Origin of the sequence: Streptomyces sp. R21 (assembly GCF_041051975.1) — a bacterium.
Taxonomy (GTDB): Bacteria; Actinomycetota; Actinomycetes; order Streptomycetales; family Streptomycetaceae; genus Streptomyces.
The window spans coordinates 2019379-2039355 of sequence record NZ_CP163435.1 but is presented as its reverse complement, the minus strand read 5'-3'; the positions used below and the strand labels follow the sequence as shown (position 1 = coordinate 2039355).

General features: G+C 71.0%; 15 protein-coding genes and 1 pseudogene. 15 read left to right on the top strand and 1 reads right to left on the bottom strand.

Annotated features, from left to right (window positions below):
• Positions 1 to 23: 23 nt before the first annotated feature.
• The gene (locus AB5J56_RS09305) at positions 24 to 884 is read right to left on the bottom strand and encodes an MOSC domain-containing protein (protein ID WP_369231896.1); all 861 of its coding nucleotides are present in this window, start codon (positions 882 to 884) and stop codon (positions 24 to 26) included.
• Positions 885 to 1151: 267 nt separating this feature from the next.
• Between AB5J56_RS09305 and AB5J56_RS09300 the strand changes: the two genes are divergently transcribed.
• The 15 genes and pseudogenes from AB5J56_RS09300 to AB5J56_RS09230 all read left to right on the top strand — a co-directional run bounded on the left by AB5J56_RS09300 (position 1152) and on the right by AB5J56_RS09230 (position 19861).
• Complete coding sequence (locus AB5J56_RS09300; RefSeq protein WP_369231895.1) at positions 1152 to 2333, top strand: ROK family protein; 1182 nt, start codon at positions 1152 to 1154, stop codon at positions 2331 to 2333.
• Between the two features lie 146 nt (positions 2334 to 2479).
• Positions 2480 to 3991, top strand: a complete 1512-nt coding sequence (locus tag AB5J56_RS09295) for a sugar ABC transporter ATP-binding protein (RefSeq protein WP_369231893.1) — start codon at positions 2480 to 2482, stop codon at positions 3989 to 3991.
• Entirely contained in the window at positions 3988 to 5007 is a 1020-nt protein-coding gene (locus AB5J56_RS09290; RefSeq protein ID WP_369231891.1) for an ABC transporter permease, read from the top strand. The genes AB5J56_RS09295 and AB5J56_RS09290 overlap by 4 nt, the downstream gene beginning before the upstream one ends.
• A 17-nt stretch (positions 5008 to 5024) precedes the next feature.
• Positions 5025 to 6092 carry a substrate-binding domain-containing protein gene (locus AB5J56_RS09285; RefSeq protein WP_369231889.1) on the top strand — a complete coding sequence of 356 codons (1068 nt, stop codon included), beginning with the start codon at positions 5025 to 5027 and terminating at the stop codon, positions 6090 to 6092.
• Between the two features lie 53 nt (positions 6093 to 6145).
• Complete coding sequence (locus AB5J56_RS09280; protein ID WP_369231887.1) at positions 6146 to 7366, top strand: Gfo/Idh/MocA family protein; 1221 nt, start codon at positions 6146 to 6148, stop codon at positions 7364 to 7366.
• A 144-nt stretch (positions 7367 to 7510) separates the two neighbouring features.
• Entirely contained in the window at positions 7511 to 8512 is a 1002-nt protein-coding gene (locus AB5J56_RS09275) for a sugar phosphate isomerase/epimerase family protein (RefSeq protein WP_369231885.1), read from the top strand.
• 79 nt (positions 8513 to 8591) lie between these two features.
• Positions 8592 to 11123 carry a PQQ-dependent sugar dehydrogenase gene (locus AB5J56_RS09270; RefSeq protein WP_369231883.1) on the top strand — a complete coding sequence of 844 codons (2532 nt, stop codon included), beginning with the start codon at positions 8592 to 8594 and terminating at the stop codon, positions 11121 to 11123.
• 12 nt (positions 11124 to 11135) lie between these two features.
• Positions 11136 to 12488 (top strand): ThuA domain-containing protein, encoded by a 1353-nt coding sequence (locus AB5J56_RS09265; protein WP_369231882.1) that lies wholly within the window; start codon positions 11136 to 11138, stop codon positions 12486 to 12488.
• Between the two features lie 192 nt (positions 12489 to 12680).
• Positions 12681 to 13805, top strand: coding sequence for an inositol-3-phosphate synthase (locus tag AB5J56_RS09260; RefSeq protein ID WP_369231880.1), 1125 nt, complete (start codon positions 12681 to 12683; stop codon positions 13803 to 13805).
• Complete coding sequence (locus AB5J56_RS09255) at positions 13802 to 14719, top strand: SCO3242 family prenyltransferase (RefSeq protein ID WP_369231878.1); 918 nt, start codon at positions 13802 to 13804, stop codon at positions 14717 to 14719. Before AB5J56_RS09260 ends, AB5J56_RS09255 begins: the two co-directional genes overlap by 4 nt.
• On the top strand, positions 14716 to 15657 hold the full coding sequence (locus AB5J56_RS09250; protein WP_369231876.1) for a sugar phosphate isomerase/epimerase family protein: 942 nt from the start codon (positions 14716 to 14718) through the stop codon (positions 15655 to 15657). The genes AB5J56_RS09255 and AB5J56_RS09250 overlap by 4 nt, the downstream gene beginning before the upstream one ends.
• A complete protein-coding gene (locus tag AB5J56_RS09245; protein ID WP_369231874.1) occupies positions 15654 to 16406 on the top strand; it encodes an EboA domain-containing protein in 753 nt (250 codons plus the stop codon). Before AB5J56_RS09250 ends, AB5J56_RS09245 begins: the two co-directional genes overlap by 4 nt.
• On the top strand, positions 16406 to 17260 hold the full coding sequence (locus AB5J56_RS09240; RefSeq protein ID WP_369231872.1) for a TatD family hydrolase: 855 nt from the start codon (positions 16406 to 16408) through the stop codon (positions 17258 to 17260). Before AB5J56_RS09245 ends, AB5J56_RS09240 begins: the two co-directional genes overlap by 1 nt.
• A 3-nt stretch (positions 17261 to 17263) precedes the next feature.
• Positions 17264 to 18433 carry a metabolite traffic protein EboE gene (eboE, locus tag AB5J56_RS09235; RefSeq protein WP_369231870.1) on the top strand — a complete coding sequence of 390 codons (1170 nt, stop codon included), beginning with the start codon at positions 17264 to 17266 and terminating at the stop codon, positions 18431 to 18433.
• Positions 18430 to 19861, top strand: a pseudogene (locus AB5J56_RS09230) (alkaline phosphatase family protein). The gene eboE and the pseudogene AB5J56_RS09230 overlap by 4 nt, the downstream one beginning before the upstream one ends.
• The last annotated feature ends 116 nt before the right edge of the window (positions 19862 to 19977 follow it).

Below are 19977 nucleotides of genomic sequence, written 5' to 3'. Positions count from 1 at the left end.
GGTGTCGGCGACACGACAGCAGGTCAGGGGAGTGACTGTCCAGCGGAATCCGAGATCCGGACCGTGTCCCCGCGCCGGACAGGGCCGGGCCGCAGCACCTGGGCGTAGACGCCGGCGCACGGCTCCGGGGCGCGGCCCGGCAGGGCAGGGACGCGGTGGTGCTCGGCGAGCGTGCGCAGGGCGTACGGGTCGCGCGGCAGGGCGCCGTGCGCGAGGGTCGGCACCGCGCAGCGCGGCGTCGAGGCCACCACACGCAGCACGAGCCGGTCGCCGATCCTCAGCTCCCGGCCGACCCACCCGTGGTCCACGAAACCCGCCCCGTCCGTGTCGATGACGAGGTTGGGGCGGTAGCGCTCCGCCTCGACGGCCCCGTACGGGTGCAGCGCGCCCACCCGGGCCAGCGTCGAGGTGCTCATCAGATGGACCGGCGCGAAGTCGAAGAACGTACCGGTGGGCGACGCCGAGCCGAACTGGACGATGTCGGCGCCCACTTCGGCGTCCTCGCCCTCGCGCAGCACCTCCTCGGGTCGGGAGCGGTCCAGCGTGGCCCCCGACGGCGGTGTGTCGATCAGCGTGACCGCCCGGCCCACGATCGCCGAGAGTGCGTCGTCGATACCGGCATCGGTGCTCCGCAAGATCTTGCCGTCCGCAGTCGTGATGCGCGTCGCGGACTCCTCCAGCGTCGCCGTGCAGGTCAACAGGGCCCGCCACAGCCGCGGGTTCTTGGCGCTGGCGACCTTGCCCGTCTCCCGGTCCAGAAGGGCGAGTCGGCGGTCGCCGGCCAGCCCGCGGTCGGTCACCTCGGCGGCGTGAATCCGCTGTCCCAGCATCGACTTGACCGGATGACGCCACAGCGCACCCACGGCCCCCAGCACCCTCTCCACGACCACCCCATCGTCAACTCCGCACGTCAGTGGCCTCATTGTGCCGCTCTCGCAGGGGGTTCCGGCACCGGACTTTGTCCTGGGAGTGGAGAAAGTTGGAAGCAATTCGTGCACGACTTCTTCCCACTCCTGACAGCCGCTGCTACGTTCCCCTCGAAAGCAAGCCGGAGAACTGGCCGGAACCCGACGGGCGCAGTCCGCTCGTGGCGGTGCCGGTCGATCATGGCGGTGCAAGCCGATCGAGGCGGGGAGGGGCATGTGAGACGTATGACGGCACGACCCGCGAACGCGCACCAGGCGCGACTGCTGCGCCTGTTGCGCGACGGTGGCCCCAACTCCCGTGCTCAGCTGGGCGATCAGATCGACCTCTCCCGGTCGAAGCTGGCCGTCGAGGTGGAACGGCTCCTGGAGACCGGGCTCGTGGTGGCCGACGGCCTCGCCGCCTCCCGCGGCGGCCGCCGCTCCCACAACATCCGTCTCGCCCCCGCGCTGCGCTTCCTCGGCGTGGACATCGGGGCGACCTCGATCGACGTGGCCGTCACCAACGCGGAGCTGGAGGTCCTGGGGCACATCAACCAACCCATGGACGTCCGCGAGGGTCCGGTCGCCGTCTTCGAGCAAGTCCTCGCCATGGCAGCCAAGTTGAGGGCCTCCGGGCTCGCGGAGGGATTCGACGGCGCCGGCATCGGCGTGCCGGGTCCGGTCCGCTTCCCCGAGGGCGTCCCGGTCGCCCCGCCGATCATGCCTGGCTGGGACGGATTCCCGGTGCGTGAGGCGCTCAGCCAGGAACTCGGCTGCCCGGTCATGGTCGACAACGACGTGAACCTGATGGCGATGGGGGAGCAGCACGCGGGCGTCGCACGCTCCGTGGGCGACTTCCTCTGCGTCAAGATCGGTACGGGCATCGGTTGCGGCATCGTCGTCGGCGGTGAGGTCCACCGCGGTGTGACGGGCAGTGCCGGCGACATCGGGCACATCCAGGCCGTGCCCGACGGGCGCCCGTGCGCCTGCGGCAACCGGGGCTGCCTGGAAGCCCACTTCAGCGGCGCGGCCCTGGCCCGCGACGCCACGGAAGCAGCGCAACAGGGCCTGTCCCAGGACCTCGCGGCACGCTTGGATGCGGCCGGCAGTCTGAGCGCCGTCGATGTCGCCGCCGCGGCTGCCGCGGGCGACGCCACCGCACTCGACCTGATCCGCGAGGGCGGCAACCGGACCGGCCAGGTCATCGCCGGACTCGTGTCCTTCTTCAACCCCGGCCTGGTGGTGATCGGCGGCGGGGTGACGGGTCTCGGCCACACCCTGCTCGCCGCGATCCGCACCCAGGTCTACCGCCAGTCACTGCCCCTCGCGACCGGCAACCTGCCCATCGTCCTGGGGGAGTTGGGCCCCGCCGCCGGAGTCATCGGCGGAGCCCGCCTGATCAGCGACCACCTGTTCTCACCCGCGTAACACCACCTCCGTACACCGCATCCCGTACGACGTCACCCGCACAGCGCCCTGCTCTGCCACGTCCTGCTCTGGCACGCCCTGAAACAGCTTGCTCGTGTAAGCGACCCGCCCTGAACCCGGCCCGCACGCCCGCCAAGGGGAACGTCATGGCATCGGAACCACCCCTGCTCACCATGTCCGGCATCACCAAGTCGTTCCCCGGAGTCCGGGCTCTCGACGGCGTCGACCTCGACGTCCAGGCCGGCGAAGTGCACTGTCTGCTCGGCCAGAACGGGGCCGGGAAGTCCACCCTCATCAAGGTCCTCGCGGGCGCCCACCAGCCCGACGACGGCACGATCGGCTGGCGCGGCGAGCCGGTCGTGCTGAGGTCGCCGATCGCCGCCATGCGCCTCGGCATCGCCACCATCTACCAGGAACTCGACCTGGTGGAAGGCCTGTCGGTGGCCGAGAACGTCCACCTCGGCCATGAACCCACGGCCGCCGGGTTCGTCGTACGCGGAAAGGCGGCGAAGACGTCAACAGCCGCTCTGCTCAAGCGACTTGGGCACCCGGAGATCGATCCGGGGCGTCTTGTCGGCGACCTGTCGGCCGCGCAGCAGCAGATCGTCTCCATGGCACGGGCGCTCTCCCACGACGTACGCCTCATCGTCATGGACGAGCCGTCCGCCGCCCTCGACCCCGACGAGGTCGACAACCTCTTCCGCATCGTGGCCGACGTGACCGCGGACGGCGTCGCCGTCGTCTACATCTCGCACCGTCTGGAGGAGATCCGCCGCATCGGCGACCGCGTCACCGTCCTGAAGGACGGGCGCGCGGTGGCGGGCGGACTGCCCGCGAAGTCCACGCCGACACGCGAGGTCGTGGCGCTGATGACGGGACGCAACGTCGAGTACGTCTTCCCGGAGCGGCCCGCCGCCCCCGCGCCCGGCGAACCGGTGATGAAGGTGCAAGGCCTGGCCAGGGCAGGAGAGTTCGCGCCCTTCGACCTCGATCTGCGCCCCGGCGAGATCGTCGGACTGGCCGGACTGGTCGGCTCCGGACGCTCCGAGATCCTGGAGACGATCTACGGGGCGCGCAAACCGAGCTCCGGTCAAGTCACCGTCGACGGGCGACTGTTGCGGCCCGGCAGCGTACGGGCCGCCGTCCGCGCCGGACTCGGGCTCGCCCCCGAGGAACGCAAGGCGCAGGCACTGCTGATGCTGGAGTCCGTCACCCGCAATGTGTCCGTGTCCTCCATGTCCCGCTACTCGCACGGGGGTTGGATCGACCGCGGCGCCGAACGCAGGGCCGCGCTGGCGGCGACCCGTGAGCTGTCCCTGCGCCCCGACAACCCGACCGTGCCCGTGCGCACGCTGTCCGGCGGCAACCAGCAGAAGGCGGTCCTGGCGCGCTGGCTGCTGCGCGGCTGCAAGGTGCTCCTGCTCGACGAACCGACCCGAGGCGTCGACGTCGGAGCCCGCGCCGAGCTGTACGCGGTCATCCGCCGCCTCGCCGACGAAGGCCTCGCCGTGCTGCTCGTCTCCAGCGAGGTGCCCGAGGTCCTCGGCCTCGCCGACCGTGTCCTGGTGCTCCGCGAGGGCAGCGTCGTCCACACGGCGCCCGCCCGCGAACTCGACGAACACCGTGTCCTTGACCTCGTCATGGAAGGAACCTCATGACGCAGCCCGCGTCCCCGCCCCGGGACCGCACCGACAAGGTGCCCTCGATGCCCCAACTCCCCGCCTGGCGGACGGTCGTGGCCCGCGCCGACGTCCGCACCCTCTCCCTCCTCGGCGTGCTCGCCGCCCTGATCGTCATCGGCGGCATCACCAAGCCCGACGAGTTCCTCGACACCCGCAACCTCCAACTCGTCCTCACCCAGGCCTCGGTGATCGGTGTCGTCACCGTCGGCATGACCTTCGTCATCACCTCAGGCGGCATCGACCTCTCGGTCGGCGCGATCGTCGCGCTCTCCTCGGTGTGGGCCACCACGGTCGCCACCCAGGAGTACGGCTTCGCGGGCATCCTCTTCACCGCGGTGCTCGTCGGCGTGGGCTGCGGCCTGGTCAACGGACTGCTCATCGCGTACGGCGGAATGGTCCCCTTCATCGCCACCCTCGCCATGCTCGCCTCGGCCCGCGGACTCGCTCTCCAGATCACCGACGGAAAGACCCAAGTCGTCAGCATCGACGGGGTGTTGAAGCTCGGCGAGCGCGACGCCTACATCGTCGGCATCCCGCCGCTGGTCCTCGTCTTCGCCGTCGTCACCGTCATCGGCTGGCTGATCCTCAACCGCACCACCTTCGGCCGGCGCACGGTCGCCGTCGGCGGCAACGCCGAGGCGGCACGGCTCGCGGGCATCGACGTACGACGCCAGCGGCTGTACCTCTACCTGCTCTCCGGACTCTGCTGCGGCATCGCCGCCTTCCTGCTGATCATCCTGTCCGGCTCGGGCCAGAACACCAACGGCAACCTCTACGAACTCGACGCCATCGCGGCCGCGATCATCGGCGGCACGCTGCTCACCGGCGGCCGGGGCACCATCACCGGCTCCGTCCTCGGCGTCCTGATCTTCACCACGATCACCAACATCTTCGCCCTGAACAACCTGCAGAGCGACGTCCAGCAGATCGCCAAGGGCGCGATCATCGTCGCCGCCGTGCTGGTCCAGCGCCGTACCGCGAGCACGACCTGAGGAAAGGGTTCACCGCCATGCCAGAGCCGATGCGTCACCTGAGCCGGACACCTGCCACGAGCCGCAGAGGACTGCTCTTCGGAACCGCCGCCGTCTCGGCCGGTGCCCTCCTCACCGGCTGCACCAGCAACGACACCAAGGACGAGAAGCCCGCCGCGAACAACCAGCCGGCCGCCGACGACAAGCCCGGCAAGCACGTCACCATCGGCTTCGCGGGCCCCCAGGCCGACCACGGCTGGCTCAACGCCATCAACGACAACGCCAAGAGCCGCGCCAAGAAGTACTCGGACGTCACCCTGGAGATCACCGAGGGCTCCAACGACACGGCCGCGCAGATCGGCCAGATCGAGACGCTGATCAACAAGAAGGTCGACGTCCTGGTGGTGCTGCCCGCCGACGGCAAGGCGCTCACCCAGGTCGGCCTGAAGGCCATGCGCGCCGGAATCCCCGTGGTCAACCTCGACCGCATCTTCAACTCAGCACAGGCGTACCGCTGTTGGATCGGCGGCGACAACTACGGCATGGGCCTGAGTGCCGGCCGCTACATCGGCGAGAAGCTCAAGGACAAGAAGAACGCCCGGGTCATCGAACTCGCCGGGCTCGACAACCTCGAACTCACCCAGCAGCGCACCCAGGGCTTCGACGCGGCCCTCAAGAACTACCCGAACATCAAGAAGGTGGCCCGCCAGGCCGCCGACTTCACCGTCGAGTCCGGCCAGGCCAAGATGGCCCAACTCCTCCAGGCGCAATCGAAGTTCGACGCCCTGTGGAACCACGACGACGACCAGGGCGTGGGCGCGCTGCGCGCCATCAAGCAGGCCGGACGTGAAGACTTCCTGATGGTCGGCGGCGCCGGCGCCCTCTCCGCCTTCCAGGCCATCCAGTCCGACAACAGCGTGCTGAAGGCCACGGTGCTGTATCCGCCCACGATGGCCGCCTCCGCGATCGACCTGGCTCGCGCGCTCGGCCAGGGCAAGGGGATCGGCGGCCTCGCGGAGTTCGAGATCCCGGCGTCGCTCACCCTTTACTCGGCCGTCGTCGACAAGGACAACGTCGGCCAGTACATGGCCACCGGCTTCAAGTGACCCGCCCCGCTCGCACCCCCCACCGCGCGCACGACGACGAGGAGGACTTCAGCATGGGACAGCCGCACCAGCCCGACGAGGCCGAAGCGGACACAGGTGCCGGGAAGCCGGCACTCGGTGTGGGCATGGTCGGTTACGCCTTCATGGGCGCCGCCCACTCCCAGGGCTGGCGCACCGTGGGCCGCGTCTTCGACCTGCCCAGCCGCCCGGTGCTCGCCGCCGTCTGCGGCCGCGACCGAGGGGCCGTCCGGGCCATGGCGGACCGGCACGGCTGGGCGGCCGCCGAGACGGACTGGCGCGCCCTGATCGCCCGGGACGACGTCGACGTCGTCGACATCTGTACCCCCGGCGACAGCCATGCCGAGATCGCCGTCGCGGCGCTGGCCGCGGGCAAGCACGTGCTCTGTGAGAAGCCCCTCGCGAACACCGTCGAGGAAGCGGAGGTGATGACGCGGGCCGCCGAAGAGGCGTATGCGCGCGGCCAGATCGCCATGGTCGGCTTCAACTACCGCCGGGTGCCTGCCACTTCGCTGGCGCGGGACATGGTCGCGGAAGGGCGGCTGGGAGCCCTGCGGCACGTTCGGGTGACGTACCTTCAGGACTGGCTGGTGGACCCGGAGTTCCCGCTCACCTGGCGGCTGCGCAAGGAGCTGGCCGGGTCAGGGGCCCTCGGCGACCTGGGCGCGCACATCGTCGACCTCGCGCAGTACCTGGCAGGCGAGCCGCTGCTCGGCGTCTCCGCACTCACCGAGACGTTCGTCCGGGAACGGCCCCTGCCCGCGGGGGTGACGAGCGGTCTGAGCGCGGCGGGCGGGTCCGAGAAGGGGCCGGTCACCGTCGACGACGCCGCCCTGTTCACCGGGCGCTTCGCCTCCGGCGCCCTCGCCTCCTTCGAGGCCACCCGGTTCGCGACCGGCCGCAAGAACGCCCTGCGCATCGAACTCAACGGCGAGCGCGGCTCGTTGGCCTTCGACTTGGAGCGACTCAACGAACTCTCCTACCACGACCACACCGAACCCGGCGCGCACGCGGGCTTCCGCCGCATCCTCGTCACCGAGCCCGACCACCCCTACCTGGAGGCCTGGTGGCCGCCGGGCCACGGCCTCGGCTACGAGCACACCTTCGTCCATCAGGCCCGCGACCTGGTGCAGGCCATCGCGGCGGGCCGGCCGCCCGCGCCGTCCTTCGCCGACGGGCTCCAGGTGCAGCGCGTCCTCGCGGCCGTGGAAGAGAGCGCCGCGAAGAACTCCGTCTACACGCCCGTCGCGATCTGAGGCACCGGTCGATCGCGTCCGCCGCGCCCGTCGCGCTCCGAGACACCGCTCACGTCGGCCGGGCTCCGAGACACCGGCCACGCCCATCACGCCCCGAGACCCGCACGCACACGGCCACCCATGGTGGTCCGAGGAGGCTGACACGTGCCACGCAACTTCACGCTCTTCACCGGCCAGTGGGCCGACCTGCCCCTCGAAGAGGTCTGCCGGCTCGCCCGCGACTTCGGCTACGACGGGCTCGAACTCGCCTGCTGGGGCGACCACTTCGAGGTCGACAAGGCGCTCGCCGACCCTTCGTACCTCGACTCGCGCCACCAACTCCTCGACAAGTACGGCCTCAAGTGCTGGGCGATCTCCAACCACCTGGTCGGCCAGGCGGTCTGCGACGCCATCATCGACGAACGCCACCAGGCCATCCTGCCCGCCCGCATCTGGGGCGACGGCGAGCCCGAGGGCGTACGGCAGCGGGCCGCCGCCGAGATCGCCGACACCGCACGTGCCGCGGCGGCCTTCGGCGTGGACACCGTCATCGGTTTCACCGGCTCGTCGATCTGGCACCTGGTCGCCATGTTCCCGCCCGCCCCGGAGTCGATGATCGAGCGAGGCTACGAGGACTTCGCGACCCGCTGGAACCCGATCCTGGACGTCTTCGACGCGCAGGGCGTGCGCTTCGCCCACGAGGTCCATCCGAGCGAGATCGCGTACGACTACTGGACGACTCACCGCGCACTGGAGGCAGTTGGGCACCGCCCGGCCTTCGGGCTCAACTTCGACCCGAGTCACTTCGTGTGGCAGGACCTCGACCCGGTCGGCTTCCTCCACGACTTCCGCGACCGCATCTACCACGTGGACTGCAAGGAAGCACGCAAGCGGCTTGACGGGCGCAACGGCCGCCTCGGTTCGCACCTTCCGTGGGGCGATCCGCGCCGCGGCTGGGACTTCGTCTCCGCGGGCCACGGCGACGTCCCCTGGGAGGACGTCTTCCGGATGCTGCGCTCCATCAACTACACGGGCCCCGTCTCGGTCGAGTGGGAGGACGCCGGCATGGACCGGCTCCAGGGCGCTCCCGAGGCGCTGACCCGTCTCAAGGCGTACGACTTCGAGCCGCCGTCGGCCTCGTTCGACGCGGCGTTCGGCGGCAACTGACCGCATGACTCTCCGGGGTGACGGCGCACCCCGGCATACCGCACACACCCGTACGACCAGCCCCGTCATGGAGGCATTCGTGCACGCGAACGGAACCCGCAGAAACAACGACTCCCTCAGCAGACACCGCCGCCTCAGAGGCACCCTCGCCCTCCTCACCGGGGCGATGCTCGCGGCCGCTTCCCTCACCCTCACGGCACCCCCGGCCGGCGCAGCCGTCGCCGACCCGGGAAGCACCACGGCGACCGGATCCGGTTCGACCGGCTCCGCCGCGGCCGCGGCCGAGGACTTCCAGCAAGTCACCCTGGCCAAGGGCGAACCCGAGGTCGGCGAACCCATGTCGCTCGCCGTCCTGCCGGACCGCTCGGTCCTGCACACGTCCCGCGACGGCGAACTCCGCCTGACCGACGCGGCGGGCAACACGAAGCTCGCGGGCAAACTCGACGTGTACGCGCACGACGAAGAAGGCCTCCAAGGCATCGCTGTCGACCCGGCCTTCACCGACAACCGCTTCATCTACCTCTACTACGCACCGCCGTTGGACACCCCCGCGGGTGACGCTCCGGAGACGGGCACCGCGGCCGACTTCGCGCCCTTCGACGGCGTCAACCGCCTCTCGCGGTTCGTCCTGAAGGCGGACGGCACCCTCGACGCGGCCAGCGAGAAGAAGATCCTCGACGTACAGACCTCCCGCGGCATCTGCTGTCACGTCGGCGGCGACATCGACTTCGACGCGGCGGGCAACCTCTACCTGTCGACCGGGGACGACTCCAACCCCTTCCAGTCGGACGGCTTCACGCCCATCGACGAGCGCGCCGACCGCAACCCGGCCTTCGACGCCCAGCGTTCGGCCGGCAACACCAACGACCTGCGCGGCAAGATCCTGCGCATCAAGGTGAACGCCGACGGCTCCTACTCCATCCCCGACGGCAACCTCTTCCCGCCCGGCACGGACAAGACCCGCCCCGAGATCTACGCGATGGGCTTCCGCAACCCCTTCCGCTTCAGTGTCGACAAGGCGACAGGCATCGTCTACGTCGGTGACTACGGCCCGGACGCCGGCGCCGCAGACCCCGCCCGTGGACCCGGCGGCCAGGTCGAGTTCGCCCGCGTGACGAAGGCGGGCAACTTCGGCTGGCCGTACTGCACCGGCAAGAACGATGCCTACGTGGACTACGACTTCGCGACCAAGACCTCCGGCGCGACCTTCGACTGCGCCGCACCGAAGAACACCTCCCCGCACAACACCGGCCTCACCGACCTGCCGCCCGCCCAGCCCGCCTGGATCCCCTACGACGGCCCGTCCGTCCCGGAGTTCGGCGACGGCTCCGAGTCCCCGATGGGCGGCCCGGTCTACCACTACGACGCCTCGCTCGACTCGCCGGTCAAGTTCCCCGAGGCGTACGACGGGAACTTCTTCGCCGGAGAGTTCGGCCGCCGCTGGATCAAGCGGATCGTGGCGGACGGCAGCGGCACCGTGCAGTCCATCAACGCCTTCCCATGGACCGGCACCCAGGTGATGGACATGGCGTTCGGCCCCGACGGGGCGCTGTACGTCCTCGACTACGGCACCGCCTGGTTCGGCGGCGACGAGCACTCCGGTCTGTACCGCATCGAGAACGCCACCGACGGGCACTCCCCGGTGGCGCAGGCCGCCGCGAACCGTACCTCCGGACAGGCGCCGCTCAAGGTGACCTTCTCCTCCAAGGGCACGAGCGACCAGGACGGCGACGCGCTCACCTACAGCTGGGACTTCGGCGACGGCGGCACCTCGACGGCGCTCAACCCCACGCACAAGTACAAGAAGAACGGCACGTACACCGCGACTCTGACGGCCAAGGATCCGTCGGGGCGCAGCGGCAGCGCGAGCGTGCAGGTCGTCGTGGGCAACACCGCGCCGAAGGTGGTGCTCGAACTCCCGCAGGACGGGCAGCTGTTCAGCTTCGGAGACGCCATCCCGTTCAAGGTGAAGGTCACCGATCCCGAGGACGGGACGGCCGTCGACTGCGCCAAGGTCAAGGTCACCTTCATCCTCGGCCACGACACCCACGGTCACCCGATCACCTCGGCGAACGGCTGCACCGGCACCATCCAGACCACCGCCGACGGCGGCCATGACGACGATGCCAACATCTTCGGAGTCCTCGACGCCGAGTACACCGACGGCGGAGGCGGCGGCCAGGCCCCGCTCACCACCCACGACCAGAACGTCCTGCAGCCCCGCCACCGTCAGGCCGAGCACTTCGGCAACTCCTCCGGTGTCTCGGTGATCACCAAGGACACCGCCCACGGCGGCAAGACCGTCAGCGACATCGACAACGGCGACTGGATCTCCTTCACGCCGTACGCCCTGGGCAACGCCAAGGCGATCACGGCACGCATCGCCTCCGGCGGCGCGGGCGGCACCCTCGAAATCCGCGCGGGCTCGGCGACGGGCACCCTGCTCGGCAAGGCGACCGTCCCGGTCACCGGCGGCTGGGAGACCTTCCAGGACGTCAGCGCGAACCTGTCCCGTGCACCCCGCGGCACCACCACGCTCTACCTGGTCTTCAAGGGGACCGGCAGCGGCGCCCTGTACGACGTCGACGACTTCACCTTCACGACCGGCTGAGGGAGGTGTGTGATGCGTTCAACCACCCGCATGGCAAGCGCAGTTGCCGGGGCCGCCCTGCTCCTCGGCTGCGTCTCGGGACCCGCCGCGTCGCACCCGTCCGACGGCTCCGGGAAACGGGTGCTGGTCCTCTCCAAGACGGCCGGCTTCCGGCACGACTCCATCCCGGACGGTGTCACGGCACTGCGGCAGCTCGGTGAGACGGGCGGCTTCACGGTCGACGCGACCGAGGACGCGGCGGCCTTCACCTCGGCGAACCTGCGGCGCTACGACGCGGTCGTCTTCCTTTCCACTACGGGAGACGTCCTCGACGCCGCTCAACAGACCGCCTTCGAGGGCTACATCCGGCACGGCGGCGGCTACGTCGGTATCCACGCCGCCGCCGACACCGAGTACGACTGGGCGTTCTACGGCGGCCTCGCCGGCGCCTACTTCCAGTCGCACCCGGCGATCCAGCCCGCCACGGTGAACGTCGAGGATCGCGCCCACCCCGCGACCTCGGGACTGACGCGAACCTGGGACCGCACCGACGAGTGGTACAACTACCGCTCGAACCCTCGGGAAAGAGCCCACGTCCTCGCCTCCCTCGATGAGACGTCATACACCGGCGGCACCATGAACGGCGACCACCCGATCGCCTGGTGCCAGACCTACCAGGGCGGCCGCGCCTTCTACACCGGAGGCGGCCACACCAAGGAGTCCTACGCCGAACCCGCCTTCCGGCAACACCTGTTGGGCGGAATCCGCTACGCCTTCGGCGCCGCACAGGCCGACTGCCGCCCGGAGAACGGGTACCGCCCGCTCTTCGACGGCACACCGGAATCACTGTCGGCGTGGCGGCAGGCGGGGCCCGGCTCCTTCTCGCTGAGCGACGACGGCACGCTGACGTCGAACGGCGGGCTGGGGATGCTCTGGTACGCCGACAAGGGCTTCGCCTCCTACTCGCTGAAGCTCGACTGGAAGATGGACGGCGACGACAACTCCGGTGTGTTCGTGGGCTTTCCGGCCTCCGACGACCCGTGGTCGGCCGTGAGCAACGGCTACGAGATCCAGATCGACGCGACCGACGCCCCCGATCGCACCACCGGAGCCGTGTACAGCTTCCAGTCCGCCGACCTCAAGAAGCGCGACCGTGCGCTGAACCCGCCGGGGGAGTGGAACACGTACGAGATCCGCGTGGAGGGCGAGCGTCTCCGCGTCTGGCTCAACGGCGTGAAGATCAACGATTTCACCAACACCGATCCGGCCCGGAGCCTGCGCGACGGACACCTCGGCATCCAGAACCACGGAGCCGACGACCAGGTGTCCTTCCGCGACCTTCGCATCAAGGAACTGCCCGCGCGCTCCGCCGCGCCGGGCAACTGAACGGCGGCGGGCGGGAGACGCCGTACTCCCGCCCGCCGTCCCCCCCCGCTTCTCCGGGGCCGACGAATTCTCCGTACCTGACGAGCGCCCCGTACCTGTCCAACGCTCCGTATCTGACGACTGCTTGGTGCCTGACGAGTGCTTGGCGCCTGGAGAGTGCTTCGTGGCTGACGAACGACAAGGAGGCTGCCCATGTCCGTGTCCCCTTCCGAACCTCGTGTGGGAGTGTGGCTGATCGGAGCGCGCGGCTCCGTCGCCACCACCGCCGTCGCGGGCTGCGCCGCCGTGACCGCGGGGCTGCACCCGCCCACGGGCATGGTCACCGAGACACCGGCGTTCGCCGACTGCGGCCTGCCGGCCCTGCCGTCCCTCGTCTTCGGCGGCCACGACACCGTGGACTGCCCCCTGCCCAAGCGTGCCGAGGCACTGGCGGCCGGCGGCGTTCTGCCCCCCGGCCTGCCCTCCGCCGTATTCGCCGAACTCGCCGCCGCCGACCGGGAGATCAGACCGGGCGGCCCGGCCCCCGGCGACACCCGCGACACGGAGGAGCTGATCGACGCCTTCGCCGCCGACCTCCAGGACTTCGTACGACGGTGCGGTCTGGAGCGCGCGGTGGTGGTCAACGTCGCCTCCACCGAACCGGCGCCCACCGGCACCGAACTCCCCGCCAGCTCCCTCTACGCGGCGGCCGCCCTGCGCGCGGGCTGCCCATACGTGAACTTCACCCCGTCGACCGGTCTGCACCACCCGGCGCTGGCCTCGTCGGCGGCGGCGAGCGGACTGCCGTACGCGGGACGTGACGGCAAGACGGGGCAGACGCTGCTGCGCTCGGTCCTGGGCCCGATGTTCACGCAACGCGCCCTGGCCGTGCGCGCCTGGTCCGGCGTCAACCTGCTGGGCGGCGGCGACGGTGCCTCCCTCGCCGACCCGGCCGCCGCGGCCGCGAAGAACGCCGGCAAGGAGCGCGTCCTCGCCGACACCCTCGGCACGACTCCCGAGGGCGAGGTCCACATCGACGACGTCCCCGCCCTCGGCGACTGGAAGACGGCCTGGGACCACATCGCCTTCGACGGCTTCCTCGGCACCCGCATGATCCTCCAGACCACCTGGCAGGGTTGCGACTCCTCCCTCGCCGCGCCCCTGGTCCTCGACCTGGCGCGTCTGACCGCTCGCGCTCACGAGGCAGGCCTCACCGGGCCGTTGAGCGAACTCTGCTTCTACTTCAAGGACCCGGTGGGCGACGGACCTTCGGCACTGGGGGAGCAGTACGCGGCGCTCGTCGGCTTCGCGCAGCGGCTACGGGGGAGCGACCGATGAGCCGACGAGAACGGCCGGTGAGCCCCCGAGCGGACGGGACGCCTCATGCCGCTCTGCGTGCCTGGGCGGAACTCCTGCGCCTACCGGCCCTGTTCACCGTCCCCGGCGACACACTCGCCGGCGCGGCCGCAGTCGCGACCCGCCCCAACACCCGAACCCTTCTCGCAGTCGGCTCCTCCCTCTGTCTGTACGAGGCGGGCATGGCCCTCAACGACTGGGCGGACCGCGAGGAGGACACCGTGGACCGCCCGCACCGCCCCCTCCCCTCCGGCCGCATCGCTCCGACTGCGGCCCTCACCGCAGCCGGCGTCCTCACCACGGCCGGTCTGGCACTCGCCGCCCGCGCCGGCGGCCCCGCAATCGCGGTCGCTGTTCCCCTCGCGGCAACAGTCTGGGCGTACGACCTCGCCCTGAAACACACCGCCGGAGGCCCGGTGGCGATGGGCACGGCCAGAGGACTCGACCTGCTCCTGGGCGCCGCGGCAACCTCCGGCCGCACCCGCGAAGCCCTCCCCTCCGCCGCACTCCTCGCCACCCACACCCTCGCGGTGACGGCCGTCTCCCGCCAGGAGACCCGGGGCGGATCATCCCTGGCCCCCTTGGCGGCCCTGGGCACGACCGGACTGCTGACCCGGCTGCTGACGCCCCGTGGGACCGGCCCCCACAGTGCCGCAGCCACCTTGCCCGTGGCCCTCGCCGCGGCCTACGCCGCAACCGTCGCCCGCCCCTACTTCCACGCCGCCCTGAACCCGTCACCCCCACTCACCCAACGCGCTGTCGGCGCAGGCATCCGCGCCCTGATCCCCCTCCAGGCGGCCCTCGCCGCCCGCTCCGGCGCCCCCGCCACCGCGCTGCTCACGGCCGCCCTCGCCCCGGCGGCCCGCAGCTTCGCGAGGAAGGTGAGCGTGACATGAGCCCCGCGCCCGACTCCGTCCCGAGTCTCGGCGGGACCGTCGACCGTGAGACCAACCAGACCCCTTGCTCCCTGCGCTTCGGTTACGGCACCAACGGCCTCACCGACCTCCGCCTGCCCGACGCCCTCTCCTTCCTCGCCGACCTCGGCTACGACGGCGTCGGTTTGACCCTCGACCACATGCACCTCGACCCGCTCGCCCCGGACCTCGTCGCCCGCACGCGGCAGGTGGCCCGCAGGCTGGACGCCCTCGGCCTCGGCGTGACCGTGGAGACCGGCGCCCGCTATGTCCTCGACCCGCGCCGCAAGCACGGCCCCTCGCTCCTCGACCCGGACCCGGACGACCGCGCCCGGCGCATGGACCTGCTGACCCGAGCCGTGCGCGTCGCCGCGGACCTCGGCGCCCATGCCGTGCACTGCTTCAGCGGGGTGACCCCGCCCGGCACGGACGACGACACCGCGTGGAAGCGCCTGGCCGAGGCACTCACCCCGGTACTGGAGGCAGCCACCGCCGAAGGCATCCCCCTCGCCGTCGAACCCGAACCTGGGCACCTGCTCGGTACGCTCGCCGACTTCCACCGCCTGCGGGAGCGCCTCGGCAGCCCGGACGCACTCGGCCTGACCCTGGACATCGGGCACTGCCAGTGCCTGGAACCCCTCCCTCTCGCCGACTGCGTACGTGCCGCCGCGCCCTGGCTGCGGCACGTGCAGATCGAGGACATGCGCCGCGGCGTCCATGAACACCTCCCGTTCGGGGACGGGGAGATCGACTTCCCGCCCGTCCTGCACGCCCTGGCCGAGACCGGCTACCGGGCCCTGACCGTTGTGGAACTGCCCCGCCACTCCCACGCGGGCCCCCACTTCGCCGAACACTCGCTCTCCTTCCTCCACCGAGCGGCAGGGGCGATCCCCCACGCCGCCAAAGGGAGAACCCCATGAACCACCTCCACCGCACCGCCGACAACCGCACCGACGCCGACCGCACTCACGGCAATCGCACCGACGGCAACCACACCCACGGCGATCGAGCCGACGAGAGCACTCCGCCCGGTCTCTCCGCCCTGCACGCCCACCTCACCAACCGGCTCGACGCAGCCGCCCGCACCTGGCTCGAACAGGCCCTCGACGAGGCCGCCGACCGCCCGGGCACCCGCGGTCCCATCTCCGCCTGGGAGCTACGGATCGCCGAGGCCGGTCGGCGGTGCGGCCCCGAGCACGCCGACGCCGCCCGTGTCCTCCTCCTGCACGCGGCCCGCGCCGAGCCGGACACCCTCGCCCGCGTGTACCGCCAGGGCACCGCGGCGGAACGCCGGGCCGTCCTGCATGCGTTGCCCCACCTGGTACCCGGCCCCGACGCCCTGCCCCTCGTCGAGGACGCCCTCCGCACCAACGACACCCGGCTCGTCGCCGCCGCCGTCGGCCCATACGCCGCCCAGCACCTGGACGCCCACCCCTGGCGGCACGCCGTCCTCAAGTGCCTGTTCACCGGCGTCCCCGTCGACGCCGTGGCCGAGCTGCCCCGACGCGCCCGCGCCGACAGTGAACTCGCCCGCATGCTCGGCGACTACGCCGACGAACGCAGCGCCGCGGGCCGTCCCGTGCCCGAGGACCTGTACCGCGTCCTGGCCCTGACCGCACCGGCCGCCACTTCGTCCGACAGGCCCGCCACGTCCGGCAAGGAGTGCTGATGCGCATCTTCGACCCGCACATCCATATGACGTCCCGGACCACCGACGACTACCAGGCCATGTATGCGGCGGGTGTGCGGGCTGTGGTCGAGCCGGCGTTCTGGCTGGGCCAGCCGCGCACCTCGGCCGCCTCCTTCCTGGACTACTTTGATTCGCTGCTGGGCTGGGAGCCCTTCCGTGCCGCGCAGTACGGCATCGCCCATCACTGCACGCTGGCTCTCAATCCCAAGGAGGCCAACGACCCGCGCTGTGTGCCGGTGCTGGACCACCTGCCCCGCTATCTGGTCAAGGACCAGGTCGTCGCGGTGGGGGAGATCGGCTACGACGCGATGACGCCGGCCGAGGACACCGCGCTGGCCGCCCAGCTGCAGCTGGCCGCCGAGCACGGCCTGCCGGCCCTGGTGCACACCCCGCACCGCGACAAGCTGGCCGGGCTGCGCCGCACCCTGGACGTGGTCCGTGAATCCGCCCTGCCCGCGGGCCGCGTGCTGGTCGACCATTTGAACGAGACCACCGTCAAGGAGGCCAAGGACAGCGGCTGCTGGCTGGGCTTTTCCGTCTACCCGGACACCAAGATGGACGAGGAACGGATGGTCGCCGTCCTGCAGACCTACGGTCCCGAGCGGGTGCTGGTGAACTCGGCGGCGGACTGGGGCAGAAGCGACCCCCTCAAGACCCGCGCTGTCGGGGATGCCCTGCTGGCGGCAGGGTTCACCGAGGACGCCGTCGACCAGGTGCTGTGGCGTAACCCCGTCGCCTTCTACGCCCTCAGCGGCCGCCTCAACCTCAACACCGCCGTCACCTCCGCACCCGCCACCCACGAGGGCAACTCCATCCTGCGCGGCGGGGAGTGAGCGATGCGCTTCCGGCACCCCGACGGTTCCACCGTCCACCTCGCCTACTGCACCAACGTCCATCCCGCTGAGACCCTCGACGGCGTCCTCGCCCAACTCCGTGACCACTGCGAACCCGTGCGCAGACGACTCGGCCGTGACCGTCTCGGCATCGGCCTGTGGCTGGCCAAGGACGCCGCGCGCGCCCTCGTCACCGACCCGTCCGCCCTGCGCGGCCTGCGTACCGAACTCGACCGCCGCGGCCTCGAAGTCGTCACCCTCAACGGCTTCCCCTATGAGGGCTTCGGCTCCGAAGTGGTCAAGTACCGGGTGTACAAGCCGGACTGGGCCGACCCCGAGCGGCTCGACCACACCACCGCCCTGGCCCGCGTCCTCGCCCAACTCCTGCCCGAGGACGTCACCGAAGGCAGCATCTCCACCCTGCCGCTGGCCTGGCGCACCGCGCACACCGAGGAGCGTGCCAAGACCGCCCGCACCGCCCTCGTAACCCTCGGCGAACGCCTCGACGCCCTGCAGGAGTTGACCGGCCGCTCCATCCGTATCGGTCTGGAACCGGAACCTGGCTGCACCGTCGAGACCACGCGGGACGCCCTCGCCCCGCTCACCGCGATCGGCCACGAACGCATCGGCATCTGCGTCGACACCTGCCACCTCGCCACCTCCTTCGAAGATCCGCACTCCGCCCTGGACGCGCTCGCCCGCGCCCGCGTCCCCGTGGTCAAGTCCCAGCTCTCAGCTGCCCTGCACGCCGAACACCCCCATCTCCCCGAAGTCCGCGCGGCCCTCGCCGCCTTCGACGAACCCCGCTTCCTGCACCAGACCCGCACAGCCACCGCCGCCGGCCTACGCGGCACCGACGACCTGGGCGAGGCACTCCAGGGCGACGCTCTGCCCGACGCCCGCCCCTGGCGCGCCCACTTTCACGTCCCGCTGCACGCCGCCCCCGCGACTCCCCTCGCTTCCACCCTCCCGGTCCTCCAGGCCGCCCTGACCCGGCTCGTCGGCGGGCCGCACCCGCTCACCCACCATCTGGAGGTCGAGACCTACACCTGGCAGGCCCTCCCTCCCGAGCTGCGCCCGCGCGCCCGCGCCCAGCTCGTCGACGGCATCGCCGCCGAGCTCACCCTCGCCCGCGACCTCCTGACGGACCTCGGCCTGAAGGAACTCCCATGAGCGCCCCCATCAGCCCCGCGCCGCTGCCGAGCGCACCGCCGACACCAGCCGGCCGCCCCACCCCTCTCCTCGTCCTGGACGTCGTCGGCCTCACCCCCCGTCTCCTCGACCACATGCCCCGCCTCAAAGCCCTCGGCCAGACCGGCTCCCGCGCTCACCTCGGCACCGTCCTGCCCGCCGTCACCTGCGCCGCCCAGTCGACCTTCCTCACCGGCACCCACCCGTCCGAGCACGGCATCGTCGGCAACGGCTGGTACTTCCGCGAGCTCGGCGACGTACTGCTGTGGCGCCAGCACAACGGCCTGGTGGCCGGCGACAAACTGTGGGATGCCGCCCGGCGCGCGCACCCCGGCTACACCGTCGCCAATATCTGCTGGTGGTACGCCATGGGCGCCGACACCGACATCACCGTCACTCCCCGTCCCGTCTACTACGCCGACGGCCGCAAGGAACCCGACTGCTACACCCGGCCCCCGGCCCTGCACGACGAACTCACCGAGAAACTCGGCACGTTCCCGCTCTTCCACTTCTGGGGGCCCGGCGCCGACCTCGTCTCCAGCCGATGGATCATCGACGCGACCCGTCACATCAACCACACCCGCCACCCCGACCTGACCCTCTGCTACCTCCCTCACCTCGACTACGACCTGCAGCGCTTCGGCCCCGACGACCCACGCTCCCTGCGGGCCGCCGCCGACCTCGACACGGCCCTGGCCCCGCTGCTCGACGACGCGAAGGGGGAAGGCCGTACCGTCGTAGCCCTCTCCGAGATACGGCATCACCCGAGCCGACCGCCCCGTCGACATCAACCGCGCCCTGCGCCGCGCCGGCCTCCTCGAAGTGCACACGCAGGACGGCATGGAGTACCTCGACCCGATGGCGTCACGCGCTTTCGCGGTCGCCGACCATCAGATCGCCCACGTCTACGTGCGACGGTCAGAAGACCTGGCGGCTACGAAGGCGGCGCTCGCCGAGCTGCCCGGCATCGACCAACTCCTCGACGACGAGGGCAAGAAGACCCACCATCTCGACCACCCGCGCTCCGGCGAACTCGTCGCCGTCGCAGAGCCGGACGCCTGGTTCACGTACTACTACTGGCTCGACGACGACCGCGCCCCCGACTTCGCGCGACTCGTCGAGATCCACCGCAAACCCGGATACGACCCGGTCGAGCTGTTCATGGATCCCCTCGACCCCTACGTCAAGGTCAGGGCGGCCGTCGCCCTCGCCCGTAAGAAGCTCGGCATGCGCTACCGCATGGCGGTCGTGCCGCTGGATCCCTCACCTATTCGCGGCAGCCACGGCCGCCTTCCCCTGAGCGACGACGAAGGTCCGCTCATCATCTGCTCCACCCCCCGCGCTGTGGACGGCCGCGTCGCGGCCACCGAAGTGAAATCCCTGCTCCTCGGCCTGGCCGGACTCGGATGACGAGCACCGACAAGGCGTGACGAGCGATTACGGAAAGTGAAACACGCGCCACTGACAACGCGTCCGGCCTGTGGAAAAGCAGCAGACCGGACCGCCCGGCACGTGTGAGAGCCGAA